Here is a 17,269-nt window from a genome sequence, read left to right as displayed (position 1 = left end):
TGCCGGCAAAATGAGTTATAGAAGAGGTGCCTATAGCTCATGAAATGGAATTGGACGCAGGAAGGCTGGCCGCAATTCACCTATAACGCGGCTGCGCTTGAGCAGCTAGAACGCCGATTTCTTCTATCATCAGGGGAAGTGATCGGCGCTGTCCGTCATGTCAGCGACGAGGAGCGCAATCTGTTGCGTGTCGAGCTTTTGAGTGACGAGGCGGTGAAAACATCGGAGATCGAGGGCGAAATGCTTGATCGACTGAGCGTGCAATCCTCGTTGCGCCGGCAGTTCGGTCTCGATACGGACAATCGGCCGATAAAGCCGCAAGAAAGCGGAATCGCGGAAATGATGGTCGATCTCTATGAGTCCTGGTCGGCCCCTCTCCATAACGAAACTCTGTTTCGCTGGCACGGCATGCTGATGACCGGAAACCGCCGTCTCGAAATGATCGGAGGATATCGAACCCATGACGATGCCATGCAGATCGTGTCCGGTCGTCTCGATAATCCAACCGTCCACTATGAAGCCCCGCCCTCAAGGCAGGTGCCAGCGGAAATGGCTGCCTATATGGTATGGTTCAACAGATCTGCGCCGAACGGAGAGATTCCCCTGCCCGCTCTGACGCGAGCCGGTTTAGGACATCTGTATTTCGAAAGCATCCATCCATTTGAAGATGGCAATGGCAGGATTGGCCGAGCGCTTGCGGAAAAATCGCTTGCACAGAATGTCGGGCAACCGAGCCTGATAGCGCTTGCCTACACAATCGAGCAGAACCGAAAAGCCTACTACGACCAGCTCGAACGCCACCAACGCACGCTCGATATTACCGATTGGCTGGTTTATTTTGCCGAAACCGTTCTTGAGGCGCAACAAACGACCTTGAAACGTGTGGCTTTCTATATCGGCAAAGCGCAATTCTACGACCGGTTTCGTGGCCAATTCAACGAACGCCAAGAGAAGGTCATCGCTCGTATGTTCCGTGAAGGCCCAGCGGGTTTTAAGGGTGGGCTGAGCGCTGAGAATTATATTTCAATTACTCGAACGTCGCGAGCGACGGCCACACGCGATCTTCACGAGTTGGTCGAAAGAGGTGCGCTTACGCGCGCCGGTGAGCGACGGCACACGCGTTATGCACTAAACCTGTCGGGGAATAAATAGCCACGGCATCGTCAACTTGACGCGTTGTCGAGGATGACTGCGTACGACGGGGACGGAACTGAAGCGACTATATGCTTACAAAATGTGCAACCACCGCGTTCTCATTTATAGTGAGACTGCCTGCAAATAAACAGCATCCTTCTCCAGCTTAAAGCCTATTGCCGCCGGCGATCAGCGACGAGCCTTGCTGCGTCTGGCTGGTGGTCGTGGTGATGGTGGACTGTTCTGATTGGGATTCGCCTTCAGAACCTGTTGGAGGATGCCGTTAGCAAGTTCCTCCACGGCGGCTGCGGCAGCAGCCTGGCCCGGATTGCCGCCGGCGAGTTGGGCGACGATAGCGGCGGCAGCCGCATGCAGGGCAACTTTCTCCGGGCTGCCTTCTTCCCAATGCATCTGACTGGCAAGCGCACCGATTGCCATGTTGGCGAGTTACGACAAGGCTGCCGCACTTTGTTGCTGAGCCCGCAGTTTGTCGATGTTGAACGGATCGACCTGAGCGTTAGCCTTGGATGCATCGGTGTTAAGTCCAGACAGATCCTGCTGCTGGTTCGTCAAGTTCCAGTTGCCGGGCGTGATCGTCGCCAGAGTTGTGCCGCTGTCACTTTGCTTGGCCGGTTGGGCCACGACTGGAATGGGAATCCCGGGGCCAATCAGGCTGACGCCGTAGCTCGTCGAGGATGCCGACATCGAATTGTCGATGTTGGAATAGAGAATTTGGCTGGCTGTCAGATCGTTGTTGGCGGGATCGGCGGTGGACCCGATGAAACCGCCGACAAGCTCGATGGTACCATCGGTGGTAACCTGATAGCCGCCGGAGCCGGCGAAGATGCCGCTCTGTTGGCTGACATTGGCATAATCGCCGGTGATTGTGCCCTGATTGTAGCCACCGGAGACGACGCTGCCTTTCGCACCCGGACCGACGCTCAGCGAAGCGCTCTGCGTCTTCTCGTCGTAACTTGCGATGTCCTGGCGGCTCTCGATGACGATGCCCTTGGCGGCATCGACTTTCACCGTACCACCGGAAAGGACGGCGCCGGCGAGCGTCAACGTGTCGCCGCTGACGACAGTGACATTGTTGGTGCCGCTGACACCGACGGCTGTTCGTCCTGCTCAGGCGGGATGGAGAGCCATCCGGCGTCAACCGCATCTATCGGCTGTATCGCGAAGAAGGGCTTTCGGTTCGCAAGCGGAAGGCTCGACGAAGGGCCGTCGGCACACGTGCGCCGATCCTGGTCGAGGCAAAGGCAAATGCCCGTTGGTCTCTCGATTTCGTGCACGACCAGTTTGCATGCGGGAGACGGTTCCGGGTCCTCAATATCGTCGATGATGTGACACGCGAATGCTTGGCGGCGATCCCGGACACCTCAATCTCCGGCCGTCGTGTTGCTCGCGAGCTGACGACGCTGATCGAACGGCGCGGCAAGCCCGGAATGATTGTCTCCGACAACGGCACCGAACTTACCTCGAATGCCATCCTTGCCTGGTCGAAGGATCACAAGGTCGAGTGGCACTACATCGCGCCGGGAAGACCCATGCAGAACGGTTATGTCGAGTCCTTCAATGGTCGGATGCGCGACGAGCTGCTCAACGAGAGCCTGTTCTTCGGTCTCGACCACGCCCGAAGCGCCATCGCCGAATGGGCGGACGATTATAACCATTTCCGGCCGCACTCATCGCTCGGATATCAGACCCCGGCAGGCTACGCCGGGATCATCGCCGCAACCGGCTCCAACGCTGCGCAAGATCAAAGCTTCGCGTTTCCGCCGGTTGCTCACACCGCGCCACTTGGCGTATTCAAAACCGCCGAGGCTCTAATCGCCGCCGGATGAAAATTCAGTGGCAGGTCAGTGGCAGCCGGGATCAGCACCGCGGTGTGCAATCACACGTTCCGGGCGACCGGTATCACCGCCTACCTGAAGAACGGCGGTACTCTGGAGAAGGCGGCCAATATCGCCAACCATTCTTCGACGCGGACGACGCAGCTCTACGATCGCCGCAGCGATGATGTGAACCTGGACGAAATCGAGCGGATTTTAGTCTGAGGAATGGGCTCTGGAGTGAACTATGGACGAAAATGTAAACGCTATGGGGCGGGCGCGCGATCAGATTGGAACGCTGCGCGCAATCAATTTGGAATGCCTGCGCGCCATCGTTGGAATCCGCAGTCGCTACGTCTGAATTCGGGGGGATGGGTCCGAGTGCCCGTCCATTGGCCAGTTTGCGCGACTAGGCCGCCGGCCATGATTTCGCTCTCTGCGGCGTTCAGCGCATCTAAAAAATTCTAATGGAAGTAATTATTTGAGAAGGATTGGTTATCAAATCGCATGCATTTGATCCTCCCAATTCCAATCCTTTAAGACCATTTGAATAGAAAAGCTCTTCGGCATCATCATATTCGAGGGGAGCAAATTCCAGCATTTCCGACACTTGTGATCCAAGGCCAACCTTCCCAAATATTTTGCCTTGATACCTGTACGCCTCGTCACCTTTGCTAAATCGCACGATCATAAGCTTTAGTATCCCATGATCGAAGATCAAACGCACGAGGATATTTTGCCAATCGTAGACGACGTTATCCATGTCGGCAGCACGAAGAAGTATGCTCCCTTCTTTGTCAGAATCGACGATCAATCGAGGCGAGTTCAAAAACCTGGTTGCCCGACGCTCTGATGTACTATCGAATTCGAAAAGGGCCTGTACGTTCGCAAACGTCATGCCAAGCTGCAAACCTAGCATTGAGCTTCCAGGTTCAATCGGGGCGGACCAATCAAGGTTATAAGTCAATGCGCGCTCCAAGTTTTGCTGGCAGCATCATAAGATATTTTATTTCCAGCTTGGTTATAAAACGTTGTGTTGGTTTCCGGCCACCCAGTCACCTGATATGTAGCTGGGTCAATAACCTTAACGGTTGCTCCGTCAGAATAGCTAAACTTATAGTATTGTCCGGTATGCTCGGATTCCGAGCTTGCTGGGCTGTATTGAACCTGCTTGACCACTGGACCGCCGCCTTGCGGCGCATCTACGGTGAAAATTTGTGAGTTCCCCGATGAACTTGCCCGCGGCGCCTTATCCGTGACAGTCCAACCGTCCATTTCGTAGGACGCTTTTAGATCATCCAGGCTACTGCCCCAAACGGTTTCTATGGAACGCGGTATGCCGGCTTGGCGGGCCAGATCTTCGCGCAAAAGCGCTCCCGTAGCAGCATTTGCCCTCCCGCCTGAAGTAAGAGGTCCTGTCTCTGCCGCCTTTACGAGCGCCTGATCGACAGCTTCCTTATCGAGCGCGCTGATGCCAGCGAGGCCGACGCCAGTGCCGCCGAGTTCAGGAATAGAGGCGACGATCTCTTGGAAAATCACGTTAGCCTGTGCCGCACAGGCTTGCGCTCCCAGGCTGCACATGGCGGCAAGCTCTTGCGCCGCCGGCAGCGCCGCGCCGCCCCCGACCGCGATCATATATTCGACCTGGATGAGCTTACCCGCCGATTGCGCGAAGGCCGCATTCGCCATCAGGCCATCGACGAGTGCGGCGTTTTGAATTGCAAACTGCCGGAGCGCGGACCCGTTGGTGCCCGCCGTCGTCGAGATGGCGTTGGTGAGGCTTTGGAGAAGTTGGAGATAGGTCTGTTCCGAGCCCGTCAGCGCATTTTCGAGACCGGTCGCGTTCCCTTGGCCCTGGTCGACCACACCGATGGCGTCTTTGATCCCGTTCAGAACCGCTGATGCCTGGGTTGGCGTGGCGTTCTTGAGATCGGCGGTGTCGTTTGCCGCTGAGACCAGCGCTGCGACATAGGCTGTGTAGTATCTACTTTCACCTGGTTTGCCAAAGGTGTCGTAGAGATCTTTGTTTTGCGACAGGTACTCGACGTTCAAGACATGGTTGGTGAACTGCTCCGGCGTAGCCGAGAACAGGCTTTGTCCGGCCGGTGCACTGTTTTCCCGTGCAAGCTCATCCAGGAACGCTCCAGCCGTTTGCGACGCGTTGATGTCAGCAAATGCGCTGTCGACCCGGCGCAGGGCCTCCATTGTCAGCTCGCCCTGTGCTCTTGCGATAGCATCGGCGGAGCAACTGTCCGCGCTCTGACAATAGCCTCGCTGGACCGCGTAGCGCGCGGCATTCGCGTTGATGAGGTCGCCTTCCTTGACATGAAGCTGACGGTTGAACTTTTCCGCATCGAGCGCGGTTGCCGCGCCTTGCATTCCGCCGGCCATTGCGCCGACCAAGGTCGCGGCCCATTGGCCAAGGGCGTTGCGCTGCTCCTGGGTAAGGTTCGGATTATCCATCAGCGCCTTGTCAACGATGGCGCCGATCAATTCCTGTGCTGCGCCGGAAAGTGCGCCAGCTGAGACATTGCCGCCGGCGACCAGTGCCGTCAGCGCACCCGCCGCCGCGTGCAGAGCGGTCTTCTCAATACCACCGTCGGGAAGATTGAACCGCGTGGCGATGTCGCCGATTGCGATGTTGGCAAGCTGAGAGAGTGCGGCCGCACTCTGTTGCTGAGCCTTGAGCTTGTCGATGTCGAACGGCTTGACTGTGTCGTTAGCCTTGGAAAGATCGGTGTTGAGGCTGGCGAGATCCTGGGTCTGATCGGAGAGCGTGAGCTTGCCCGGCGTCAGCGTGGCGAGGGCTGCGCCCGTGTCGCTCTGCCTGGCGGGCTGGCCAACGTTCGGAACGGGGATGCCGCCAGGCGTCAGGCTGAAGCCATAGCTGGAGGTCGAGGCCTTCGAGGTGTTTTCGAGGTTGGAGAAGGTGAGCGAATTGGCCGTCAGCTCGTTGTTGACCGGCGCGGCGGTCGAGGCGATGACGCCGCCAATGAGACCGACATTGCCACCTGCCGTAACGTGATAGCCGCCGTCACCTGCGACGATGCCCGACTGTTCGGCGACATTGGCGTAAGTGCCCTTTGTCTTGCCGACCTGCACGCCGCCCGAGAAACCGGTGAGATTGGAGAAACCAAGGCTGGCACCGAGCGTCTTCTCGTCATAGGTGGCCGTATCCTGACGGCTGACGATGTCGAGGTCGCCGCCCGCGATCGTCGAAACGCTGTTGCCGGAGACGACGGCGCCCGCAAGCGTGGTGTCGCCACCGGACACGGTGGTGACGTTGCCGGTCCCAAGCACATGGCCGTTGACCTGAGTGACGCCAGTGGCCTTCTCGCCGCCCTTGGCATAGCTGCCGCCGGCGGTCAGGCCGCCGGCATCGATGCCGACAAAGGCACCGGCCGACTGGCTGCTGGCCGAGGTGTTTGAGAAGGCCTGCGCACTCTCGAGATCGATGTTGCGACCGGCCCACAGCAGCACATTGCCGCCGGTAACGTCACCGGCCGAACCTGCGGTGATTTGAGCGCCGCGACCGGTGATATCGCCCCCTTGGGCCACGATGGTGGCATTCCGGCCGGCATCGATCGTCGTCACCACCGGCGTGCCAACTGTCGTCGATTGCTCGGTTTTTGACGACGTGAAGCCGACCGTCAGCGAGGTGGATGCGAGCGGCTGCGACGCAGCGCCGCCCAGGAGCCCCATTTTGTCCAGCGTATTATATGTCTGGTATCCAGCAAGGGCCGTTGGAGCCAACGCATATTGGCTGTTCGGGCCGCCAAGATTGCCGGCGGCCGAGGCGATGCTCTGACCGGCGCTGATCAGCCCGGACGAGACGTTGAGGCTGATGCCGGCAAAAAGCCGCTGGTGCATCTCGGCATAGTTGGTCTGATCCTCGGCCGAGAGCAGATTGACGTCGTTCGCAGCAAAGAGGTTGGCATCGCGGCCGCCGTCGACCTTTGCTGCCTGGAGATTGACGTCGTTGCCGGCGTTGATGTTGACATCGCGGCCGGCGGCAAGCGTCGAGGCGGCATTCGTCGCCGATGCCTTTGATGTCTTGTCAGTGGACGAGCCATAGCCGAGGCCGATCGAGGCGGAGCCCTGACCAAGGGATAACTGGATGCCGAAGCCTGAGCGCTTGTCCTGCTCGGATTTCGAGATACTTTCCGCGCCCGGCGTGACGTTGACGTCACGGGCGGCCGAGAGGTTGATGTCCTGGCCGGCACTAACCGACGAGCCGATGATGTTGAGATCGCCCTTGGTGGCATTGAGCGTGATATTGCCGTTGGCCGCCGAAAGCGCAGAGCCGACATTGTCGGTAGAGCTCTCTGTGATCGACTTGCTGTGGCTGCCGTAGATCGAGATGAAGCCACCGCCAGAGCCAACGCCGATACCGGATTTCTTGACCTGCTTGTCGCTCTCGTGCTGTTCCTCAGCGCCCATAACAGTGACGGTCGAGCCGGAGAGGGAGAGATTGTTGCCGGCAGCGATGCTGGAGCCGGAAACGACGGTCTCACCGTCGGCAGCTACGTTAACGTTGCCTGAGGCGGAAACGGAGGAACCAACGGTATCTTCGTCGTAGGTATGCGTGTGGGTTTTCGATGACGAGAGGAAGCCGCTCTTCTTGCTGTCGGAGGTGGTCTCGTCGGTGTCCTTGCCGGAGGCGATGACGACGTTGCCGGTCGCCTGAATATTGGCGTTCGCCGTATGGGTCGCATCGCCGGCGGTGACGCCGGAAGCCGAGATGGTGACGTTGCCGCCGGTGGAGGCGATATTGACGCCGGTGTGACCGGAGATCGACGAGCCCTGGGCCGTCGTCGTCGCCCCGCTCGCCTTCTTCGAGCCGGACTGGCTGGAGGAGGAGGCGCTATCGGTTGCTTCACCAATGGTGACGTCGCCCTTGGCGACGAGGTTGGCAGTACCGCCCTTAGCATCAACATCGGAGCCAAGGACGCTGATGTTGCCGTTGTCGGCCTCGACGGTGACGCTGCCGTTGCCAGAGGTGATCGAAGAGCCGTTGCTGGTGAGCGAGGTCGAAGACGAGCTGCCGCCCTGGTAGCCGGTGGCAGCACCGGCGATCGTCTTCGACTGGCTGGTTGTCTGATCCTCAGAGGCGGTGATCGCGATGTTGCCGTTCGTCGAAGCGATGTTGAGATTGCCCGTGGCATCGAGCGACGAGCCAGCGATCAAAACACCCTGGTTGCCCGACACCAGCATAGTGCCACCGGCGATCAGCGACGAGCCCTGCTGCGTCTGGCTGGTGGTCGTGGTGATGGTGCCGCCCTGGGCAAGGCTGAGCCGGTCCTGGTTGAGGACGGTGTTCTCGACGCCGGCGGAGATGATGTTGACCGAACCGTTCGAGGAGAGGACGGAGAGGTCGCCGCCGACCTTAGCGGAACTTGCGATGATGTTGACGCCGCTGGTGCCAGCGATGCTGAGATTGCCGCCGGTCGTCACCGTGGTGCCAATGAGGGCCTGGGTGCCGCCATTGTCCTGTTTGACGGCGCCGACCGTCACGGTCTGGCCGGAAAGCTGCGCCGAGCCGCCGACCGCCACCTTGGTGCCGGACAGCGTCAGGCTGCCGGCGCCAGCATCGACCTTCAGATTGCCGCCCGCGGTGATGCCGCCATTGGATGCGACGACGGTCTGGCCGCCGATGTTCATCGTCTGGGCGGCGAGCGTGATGCCGTTGGTGGCATTGAGGTTCATATTGCCGCCGGCGAGGAAGACGCCACCATTGGCCTTGATGTCGGTGGCATTGATGGTCATGCCGTCGGCCGCGGCGATGGCGCCGGAATTATCGACGGAGCCGGCATCGATGCTGACGGTGTTGCCGGCGATGACGGCGGCCGAACTGTTGACCTTGGCGCGGTCGGCGGCCGAGAGATAGACGACCGGCACCAGCACCTGCGCGCCGTCGACGACCTCGGCCTGGTAGATCACGATCGACTGGGTGAGTGAGGCCGCCTGCTGTGGCGTCAGCCCCTGGCCGAGGGCAAGGCCGTTCGCCTCGGCATAGGCCACACCATTGTCGAGCAGCGTCTTCATCTGGTCGGTGGCGTTGTTGCCGGGAATGAAGGAGCCGGCGCCGAGACCATCGCCGACCAGTTGCCGCATCTGCTCGTCGACGAGCTGATTGTCGAAATAGGCATCGCCAAGGAAGGGGACCTTCGTCTCGGGCGTATAGCCGATCCGGTTTATGAAATAACCCGAACCGTAGAAGGTCGAGACGTCGAGGAAAGCTGCCCGCGTCTCGAACAGGAAGACCTGACCCGGAACCGTGCCTCCGACGCCGCCGGACTGCGGCTTGGCAACCGAGGCGAGCTGAGCGCCGTTCACCTGCAGGATCTGGGCCAGATTGCCGCTATTGCCGATGGCAGCGGTGAGCTTGCCCATCAGACTGTTCGGACTGATCGCAGCGCCGCCGGTCGTCAGGCTGTTGCCGTTGATTGAGGCGCTGCCGGTGGCCATCACGCCATTGCCGCTGATTGAGGCGCTGCCTGCCGTCAGATTGTTGCCGCCGATTGCCGGACCGCCGCCGACCGTCGTGCCGGTGCTTGCCAGCGACGGTCCGCTGCCGACATTCGCGCCTCCATTGGTGGCGACGCTTGCCAGAGCGGCGTTGACGTTAAACAGCGCGCCCCCGGCGGTCATGCTGTTCAAGGCGCCCAGCGGATTGCTCGCAGTCGCCGGAGCATCGATGGCAACGCCGCCGTTGATCGAGCCATTGGCGGCGACGTTGTTGACCGCGCCGCCGCCGTTGATGACCAGTGCACCCCGCGACTGGATGACGCCCGAGATGGCGCCGATCGCCTGCACGCTCACCGTGGTGCCGGCCGCAAGATCCTTCGAGGCGTCGCGATTGCCGTTGGGGTTGCTCGAATAGGTCAGCGAGGGATCGTTGCTGCCAATGCAAGGACGATTGGGGCCACTGCAGTCGGGACCGCCAGCGGTGGTGTCGGAGGAGACCACATCCGGGTAATATTGGCAGGGTGTGGAGCTGTCGCAGACTGTTTGTGTCGTACGGTTCAGCGTGGCACCGTCATTGGTCAGCGTGCCAGCGACGGTGAGCAGCATGTTGCCGTCGGACTTGATCGAGCTGTAGGCGTTGATCAGATTGATCGCATTGATGGTCAGGTCGCTGCCCGCGCGGATCTTGGCCGAAGCGCCGGCACCACTGATCAGTTGATCCTCAGTGACGATCTGGTTGACCAGATGATCGACGGTCTGCGTCCAGCCGTAAGTCTCTTCGTGGTCGCCTGAACCAGAGCTGCAACGTGTTTCACAGCCGTAGGTCCTGGTGATGAGATCGTAGGCGCTGAGGACGGCGTTGGAGATCTGCACATCGCGCTGGATCGTCGGTCCCGAGGTCGTGGTGTTGGTCAACCCGTTGGTCAGGATCGACATGCCGCCGCCGGACTGAATGAGGCCGGCGGAGTTGACGACGGCACCATTGCGCCCGCCACCGCCCGGACCTGCGATGGCAAGACCGTTGCCGGAAAGGATGGCGCCTTGGTCGTTGGTCAGTACGCCACCGATGAAGAGGTTGGCGTTGTTGCCGGTAAAGACGAGGCCGGAGGGGCTGTTGTAGAAGTCGCCGGCGATGTTGAAGGTGAGATTGTTGCCTGCGGCAAGCTGACCGGTGTTAGCAAGCGACGGCAGGCTGAGTGTCAGGTTATGTGCGGCAAGCAGCGAGGTGCCGGCCGTTGTCGTAAGGCCGGCGGCGGAGATGGCGATATCGCCGGAGCCGCCGGCATTGGTAACGGTGCTTACGTCGGCGTTGGAGAGGTCGGCGTTGCCGGAGATGTTGAGCGCCAGGCCGCCGAAGACGAGATTGCTGCCGGAAAGATTGGCGGAAGAGGCGTTGACGACCAGCGTACCGCCGCCGGCGATCTGGCTGCCCCTGCCGCCGGAGAGATCGAGAACCCCGGTGGTGAGCGTGAGATTGCCGCCGACGCGGGTAGTGCTGGTGTAGGCGATGGAACCTGGTGCGGTGAGCGTCGCATTGCCGAGGCTCTGCAGGCTGGCGTAGCCGATGTTCTGCGTTGCCGAGGCGGCCAGATTGCCGCCAGAGAGCAGGACGTTGGCGTTGATGCTGCCGCTGGAGGCGGCAAGCGTCATCGTGCCGGTGCGCTGCAGCATCAGGCTGCCGCCAGCCGCGGCATGGGTGGCGGCAAAATCGACGCCCGAGACCAGCGAATCTGCTGTGATCGACCGGGCGGACAGAGTGACGTTGCGCGCTGCAAGCGACTGGCCGGTGAGTGTGATCGCATTGCCGGCGGTCATTGTCAGGTCGCCATGGGCAACGGCATTGGCACTGACATTGTTTGCCGCATTGGCGGTGATGCTGCCGGCGGCCATCAGGCTGTTGACGGCTATATTGCCGGAGGTGGCCTTCAGCGTCAGATCACCCGCATTGCCGAGGACGATATTGCCGCTTGCCGACTGGCCGGTCGTGGCAAAATCGACGCCTGCGACGATGACGTTGCCGCTGATGCTGGAGCCGGTGATCGAGACATCGCTTCCGCCAAGAAGCTGGCCGTTGATCGCAACCGCGGCGGGACTGCTGGACGAACCTATCGAGACGGTGCCGTGGCTGGTGATGTTGCCACCGGTAAAGGCACTTGCCGCCACATCGAGGGTACCTGCGACGATCAGCGTGCCGGCTGTCGCACTTCCTGCGGTGATGTCGAGATCGCCACTGGATCCGAGAGCGATGGCGCCGTTGGATGATTGCGCGGTGGTGGCAAAATCGACGCCGGTGACAGCCTGGCCCACCTGAACGGTCTGGCCGGAAAGCGAGGCGGCGTCGGCCGCCAGGAGCTGGCCGGTGACATTGACGCTGTTGTTGCCGGCAAGGGTGGCGTCGCCATGCGCGGTGACGGCACCGGCAGTGATGGTCGCGGCCGTGGCGTCGATATCACCAGCCGAGAGCATGGTCGACGTCGCAATATCGGCTGCGGCGGTAAGCTGCATGTCACCGGACGATCCCAGCACGATGCCGCCGCCGGCGGCGTTGGTTCCGGCAAAGTCGATGCCGGAGATCAGGGTGGGCGCCCTGATGTGACCGCCATTGAGGGTCAGATTGCCCGCGGCAATGATCTGGTTCGCCACGTCGACGTTGCCGATGACATCGACATTGCCGTGGCTGGTGATGCTGTCGGCTGTAAGATCGGCGGCGTGTGCGGCAAAGTCGCCGGCCGACATGATGGTTTGCGAGACGATATCGCCTGTTGCGGAGAGGTTCATGGCGCCGGACTGCGCCAGCACGATATTGCCGCCGGCCGCCGTGGTGGCGGTAAAATCGATGCCGGAGATCAGCACAGGCGCGCTGATGCTGCCGCCATTCAGCGTCAGATCACCGGCGGCGAGAATTTGGCTGGTGACATCGACGTTGCCGTTGATCCCGACCTTGCCATGGCCGGTGATGCTGCCGGCCTGCAGATCGGCCGCTGTCGCCGTCAAACCGCCGGCGGACAGGATTGTGCTGGCTACGGCATTGCCGGAGACGGCGAGGTCCGTCGAGCCGGCCCCTCCAAGGACGATATTGCCGCCGGCGGCCGAGGTCGCCGTAAAATCGACGCCAGAGACGAGAAGACCGGCATTGAGGCTGGCGCCATCGATCGAAAGATTGCCGGCCGACAGCACCTGGCCGCTGACATCGACGCGGCCGGTTCCGGTCGTCGTGCCGCTGGCCTTCAAATCGACATCGCCATGGCTGGTGATGCTGCTTGCCGTCAGGTCAATCGCCTGCGCGGTGAGATCGCCCGCCGATAGAAGCGTGCCGATAGTGAGATTGCCCGTCGAGGCAAGCTGCACGTTGCCACTTGCCGTCTGGACGATATTGCCGTTGGCAGCCGCCGTCGCGGCGAAGTCGACGCCTGAAATGATGGCGCCGGCGGCGATGCTGGAGCCGGAGATGCCGATGTCGCCACCACCAAGGATCTGGCCGCTGACATCGCTCGCACCGGAAAGGGTGATGTCCTTGTGGCCGGTGACGGCGTCAGCAGTAATGGTAGCGCCGCCAATGTCGATCGCGCCCGCAGCCTGCATCGTTGATGCCGCCGCCGCACCGCTGACCGAGACCGTGAGATCGCCGTTCTGGCCAAGAACGATATTGCCGCCAGCGGCATTGGTAGCGTCGAAGTCGATGCCGGAGACTATGGTCTGGGCGGACAGGCTTTGGCCGGTGATCGATACATTGCCGGAACCGAGGATCTGGCCGCTGACGGTGATCGCGCCACCGAGCATCACATCGCCATGCGCCGTGACCGTATTGGCAGCGACGGTGACGCCGCTGGCACCGAGATCGCCGGCCGACAGCAGCGTACCGCCATTGATGTTGCCGGTCGAGGCTAGCGTCAGATCGCCGCCGCTGGCGAGCACAATACCGCCACCAGAGGCAGCCGTCGCGGCGAAGTCGACGCCAGAAACGATGGTACCTGCCTTGATGCTGGAACCGGAGATGTTGATGTCGCTTCCACCAAGGATCTGCCCGTTGACGGTGGTGGCTCCGGAAAGGCTGATATCCTGATGTCCGGCGATCGCATCGGCGGTAATGCTCGCAGCACTTACGTCCATCGCTCCAGCGGCCTGGGTTGTCGATGCCGCTGCCGCGCCGCTGACCGAGACCAACAGGTCGCCGCTTTGGCCAAGGACGATATTGCCGCCGGCGGTGTTGGTGGCGTCGAAATCGATACCGGAGACAAGGGTTTGCGCGGACAGGCTTTGGCCGGTGATCGATACGTTGCCGGAACCGAGGATCTGATCCGTAACGCTGATCGCGCCGCCGAGCATTATGTCGCCATGGGCGGTGACGTTGTCCGCCGTGACGACCGAACCGGCAGCACTGAGATCGCCGGCCGATAGCAGCGTGCCGGCATCGATATCGCCGGTCGAGGCAAGCGTCAGATCGCCACTGCTGGTGAGCGCGATATTGCCGCCACCGGCGGCCGTCGCGGCGAAGTCGACGCCGGAAACCACGGTGCCGGCCGTGATGCTGGAGCCGGAGATGTTGACGTCATTGCCGCCGAGAACCTGGCCGCTAACATCAGTCGCACCAGAAAGCGTGATGTCCTTGTGACCGGTGATCGCGTCAGCGGTAATGCTCGCCGCATCGACTCCTATCGCACCGGCGGCCTGTATGGTCGACGCTGTGGAGGCGCCGTTGGTTGAGACCGATAGATCACCCGCCTGGCCAAGCACGATATTGCCGCCGGCGGCATTGGTGGCGTCGAAGTTGATGCCGGCAACGAGAGTCTGCGCACTCAAGTTTTGACCAGTGATCGATATGTTACCAGCACCAAGGATCTGGTTGGTAACGCTGATCGCACCGCCGAGCGTCATGTCGCCATGGGCGGAGATATCATCGGCCGTGATGGTCGCGGCGCTGGCATTGAGATCGCCTGACGACAACAGCGTTCCGGCGCTGAGCGCGCCTGAGGCCGTCAATGTCAGATTGCCGGTCCCGGCTGCCGCCCTGCCAAGCGCGATCCTGCCGCCGGCCGCATCGGTGGCGGCGATATCGACCCCGGAGACGATGGCGCCGGCCGCGATGCTCGAGCCGGTGATGTCTACATTGCCGGCCCCGAGGACCTGGTCGGTGATGTCAACACGACCGCTGCCGGTCGTGCTGCTGGCGCCGGCCAGCGTAATGTCCTTGTGGCCAGTGATGGTATCGGCGGTGATCGTCTGGCCGACGGCATCGATCGCGCCGGCCGCCAGGATCGTCCCCGCCTGGATGGTGCCGGCGCCCTCATTGATTGTCAGATCGCCGGCCTGTGTCAGCACGATATTACCGCCGGCCGCCTTGGTCGCGGCAAAGTCGACGCCGGAGGCGAGAAGATCGGCGCTGACGCCATTGGCGTTGCCGTTGATGGTAATAGTGCCGGCCCCGAGCAGTTGGCTGGCGACATCGACGCCGCCATCAATGCCGACACTGCCATGGCTGGTGAGATTGCTGGACTGCAGCAGCGCGGCCTGGGCCGTGAGATCGCCGGCTGACAGCAGCGTGCCGACAGCGATGGTACCGGCGCCAGCTGTCAGATCGAGCGTGCCGGACGAACCAAGAGCAATATTGCCGCCCGCCGCATCGGTGGCGGCGAAGTCGACGCCGGAGGCGATCGTCGTTGCCTGAATGCCCTGGCCATTGATCGAGACAGCGCCGGAGGCAAGGAGTTGGCCCGAAACGTCCACGCGACCGCTTGCGGTCGTCGTGCCAGCGGCATTGATGCCGACGGCACCATGCGCCGTGATAGTCTGGGCTGCCAGCGAGGTCGCATCGACCGCGATATTGCCGGAGGAAAGCAGGCTTGCGGCACTGACCGAACCGCTTGTTGCCGTCAGTTGCAGGTCGGCAGCGCTCGCCAGCACCGTGTTGCCGTTTGCCTGGGTGGCAGCAATGTCGAGGCCGGAGACGGTGGCGCCGGTCGATATCGACCGGCCTGTTACGGCAATGCTGCCCTGAGCAAACACCGTGCCGGAAATGGCAATATCCAGACCGGCATTGAGGCCGATATTGTTGTAGCTCAGAAGCGAGGCGGCCGAGATCGAACCGGAGGTCGCGGTGATCGACAGCGCACCCGTGCTGTTGGCCGCCCCCGTTAGGCCGATATTGCCGGCAGAGGTCGACAGCGTTGCCGTTCCACCCGCGGTCACGTTGGCAGCAGAGATGCCAGCCGCCGACGTCATCACAAGATTGGCGGCGCTGTTGCTGTCACCCGTCACGCTCAATAAGCCGCTGCCGCTCGACAGGGCGATATCGTCGTCGGCAGCGACCGATTGCAGAGTAATGCCCTGATCGGCCTGAATGGCGACCTTCGCCTTCGAGCTCAGTTTTGCAGCCGTCACCCTGTTCTTCGAGGTGATGCTGACGCCCTGGCTGCCCGAGGCATTGCCGATCGAGATCTTGCCGTCTGCCGACAGTGACAGTTCGCCGGCATTAGCGGCCATGTCGCCGCTCATATTGACGCCGGCACCTTTCTCGGTGACGACGATCTTGATGCGGTCGGCCTGCATGGCGCCAAGCGCTGTGCCGTCGATGGCGTATTCCGGCGTACCGGAGGTGGCAGTCAGCGCCGTCGCCTCACCCGTCGCATAGTCGTACTTATTGGCCCCGGCCGTCAGCCGTAGCGTCTTGCCGTAAACCGGCGCATTCACATGGATCGTGCGAGACACCACGTCGAACAGGTCGACGGAACCAGGAGCAGCGGCAAAATTGCCGCCGGCCCCCTCGAAGGTCACGTCGCCGCCATTGACGGTAAAACCCGTCAGGCTTCCGTCGGCGCCGATCGTGGGCACGCCGGTCGTCAGCGTCGCATGTGGCGTGTTGATGAAGCCGCAGCCGGCGCATGTGATTCCGTTAGGATTGGCTATGATGACGTCGGCGCGACCACCAAAGACTTCCGTCGGGCCATTGAGCGCCGAGCGGTTGCCGCTGGTCACCTCGTTCAGGATGACGGAGGCCGGGTTCGAGGCATTGAGGTTCGGATTGCCCGGCGTCACACCGCCGAGGTTCGACGTGCCTTGCTCGCCCTTGAAGTTGTTGAGGATTAGACCCTGGGTACCGACATTGAAATTGTCGTATTTGTTGTGTGAAAGGCCGGCGGCGTTCGGCGTGACAATATCGACGAGCGGCACACCGTTCGGGGCAGCACCGACGCTCGGCTGGTTGGCGACAGGCGCCGTGGTGCTGGCCGATACTGACTGCGCATTGGCAATCGCCGGCTGCAGAAATAGAAGCGCGCTGAGGGTGACCGCGAGCGATTGGCGTCCGAGGCGCGCGAGCCGGTGAATGGCATTGCTCGCCCTCGACCGCAAGACGGTCCGCTCATTGAACGATTTGCTGGAATCCAGCCCTGGATGCTTGCCCACGATACGCCTTCGCCCTTCTGAGGCTAGGCCACGTCGGCAGATCTCGCCGGAAAATGTCGCCTATGTCTTGCCTCGCCCGGACCGCGTCATGCGGCACCACAGTGATGATTTTTCTTGATGGACTTGGAGGCGAACGTCAATTCAATACACGGATATGGAGAGCAAACTTTAGAGAGTTCGCGCAAATTTGGTAAAGCCAGTGTGAATTTTACACCAACGACTACAGGCAATAGCGAGGATTACACACGTTACGGCTGTTTTTTTCGTTGGTGCTTCAGGTTTCGCGACGCGGCGATCCGGAAGCTGTCGGCAAACACTAATATTGTGCATTTGAATTACACTCTTATTCTGCCTTGGACCCAAACCATGTTCTCGCTCGGCAAAGACTTGTCCAGCCAGGCCGGACGATCTCATCGCTATTGCTGACCACC

At 61.3% G+C, this 17,269-nt stretch carries 5 protein-coding genes and 2 pseudogenes; 3 read left to right on the top strand and 4 right to left on the bottom strand.

What is annotated here, in order from left to right; translation table 11 throughout:
- Window positions 1-39: 39 nt before the first annotated feature.
- On the top strand, window positions 40-1,152 hold the full coding sequence (locus CCGE525_RS27070; RefSeq protein WP_120707357.1) for a Fic family protein: 1,113 nt from the start codon (window positions 40-42) through the stop codon (window positions 1,150-1,152).
- A gap of 171 nt (window positions 1,153-1,323) precedes the next feature.
- On the opposite strand, the gene CCGE525_RS27065 is transcribed toward CCGE525_RS27070, so the two are convergent.
- Together CCGE525_RS27065 and CCGE525_RS27060 are read right to left on the bottom strand one after the other, a co-directional pair.
- Window positions 1,324-1,572, bottom strand: a complete 249-nt coding sequence (locus CCGE525_RS27065) for a hypothetical protein (RefSeq protein WP_120707356.1) — start codon at window positions 1,570-1,572, stop codon at window positions 1,324-1,326.
- A gap of 9 nt (window positions 1,573-1,581) precedes the next feature.
- On the bottom strand, window positions 1,582-2,199 hold the full coding sequence (locus CCGE525_RS27060) for a hemagglutinin repeat-containing protein (protein WP_120707355.1): 618 nt from the start codon (window positions 2,197-2,199) through the stop codon (window positions 1,582-1,584).
- A 41-nt stretch (window positions 2,200-2,240) separates the two neighbouring features.
- Here CCGE525_RS27060 and CCGE525_RS27055 point away from each other — a divergent pair.
- A pseudogene (locus CCGE525_RS27055) lies at window positions 2,241-2,981 on the top strand (IS3 family transposase); the annotation flags it as partial.
- Between the two features lie 12 nt (window positions 2,982-2,993).
- Window positions 2,994-3,194 (top strand): annotated as a pseudogene (locus tag CCGE525_RS27050) (tyrosine-type recombinase/integrase); the annotation flags it as partial.
- A 229-nt stretch (window positions 3,195-3,423) separates the two neighbouring features.
- On the opposite strand, the gene CCGE525_RS27045 reads toward CCGE525_RS27050, so the two are convergent.
- Together CCGE525_RS27045 and CCGE525_RS27040 are read right to left on the bottom strand one after the other, a co-directional pair.
- Window positions 3,424-3,936 (bottom strand): hypothetical protein, encoded by a 513-nt coding sequence (locus tag CCGE525_RS27045; protein WP_162950322.1) that lies wholly within the window; start codon window positions 3,934-3,936, stop codon window positions 3,424-3,426.
- Window positions 3,933-16,838 (bottom strand): hemagglutinin repeat-containing protein, encoded by a 12,906-nt coding sequence (locus CCGE525_RS27040; protein WP_120707353.1) that lies wholly within the window; start codon window positions 16,836-16,838, stop codon window positions 3,933-3,935. Before CCGE525_RS27040 ends, CCGE525_RS27045 begins: the two co-directional genes overlap by 4 nt.
- Window positions 16,839-17,269 lie beyond the last annotated feature (431 nt).

This window comes from Rhizobium jaguaris, assembly GCF_003627755.1.
Taxonomy (GTDB): Bacteria; Pseudomonadota; Alphaproteobacteria; order Rhizobiales; family Rhizobiaceae; genus Rhizobium; species Rhizobium jaguaris.
This window is presented reverse-complemented; position numbering and strand designations above follow the sequence as displayed.

Bases quoted from the DNA above. Each gene is read 5' to 3' on its own strand.
- CCGE525_RS27070 (WP_120707357.1), top strand. From the start codon at position 40: ATGAAATGGAATTGGACGCAGGAAGGCTGGCCGCAATTCACCTATAAC.
- CCGE525_RS27065 (WP_120707356.1), bottom strand. From the start codon at position 1,572: ATGGCAATCGGTGCGCTTGCCAGTCAGATGCATTGGGAAGAAGGCAGC.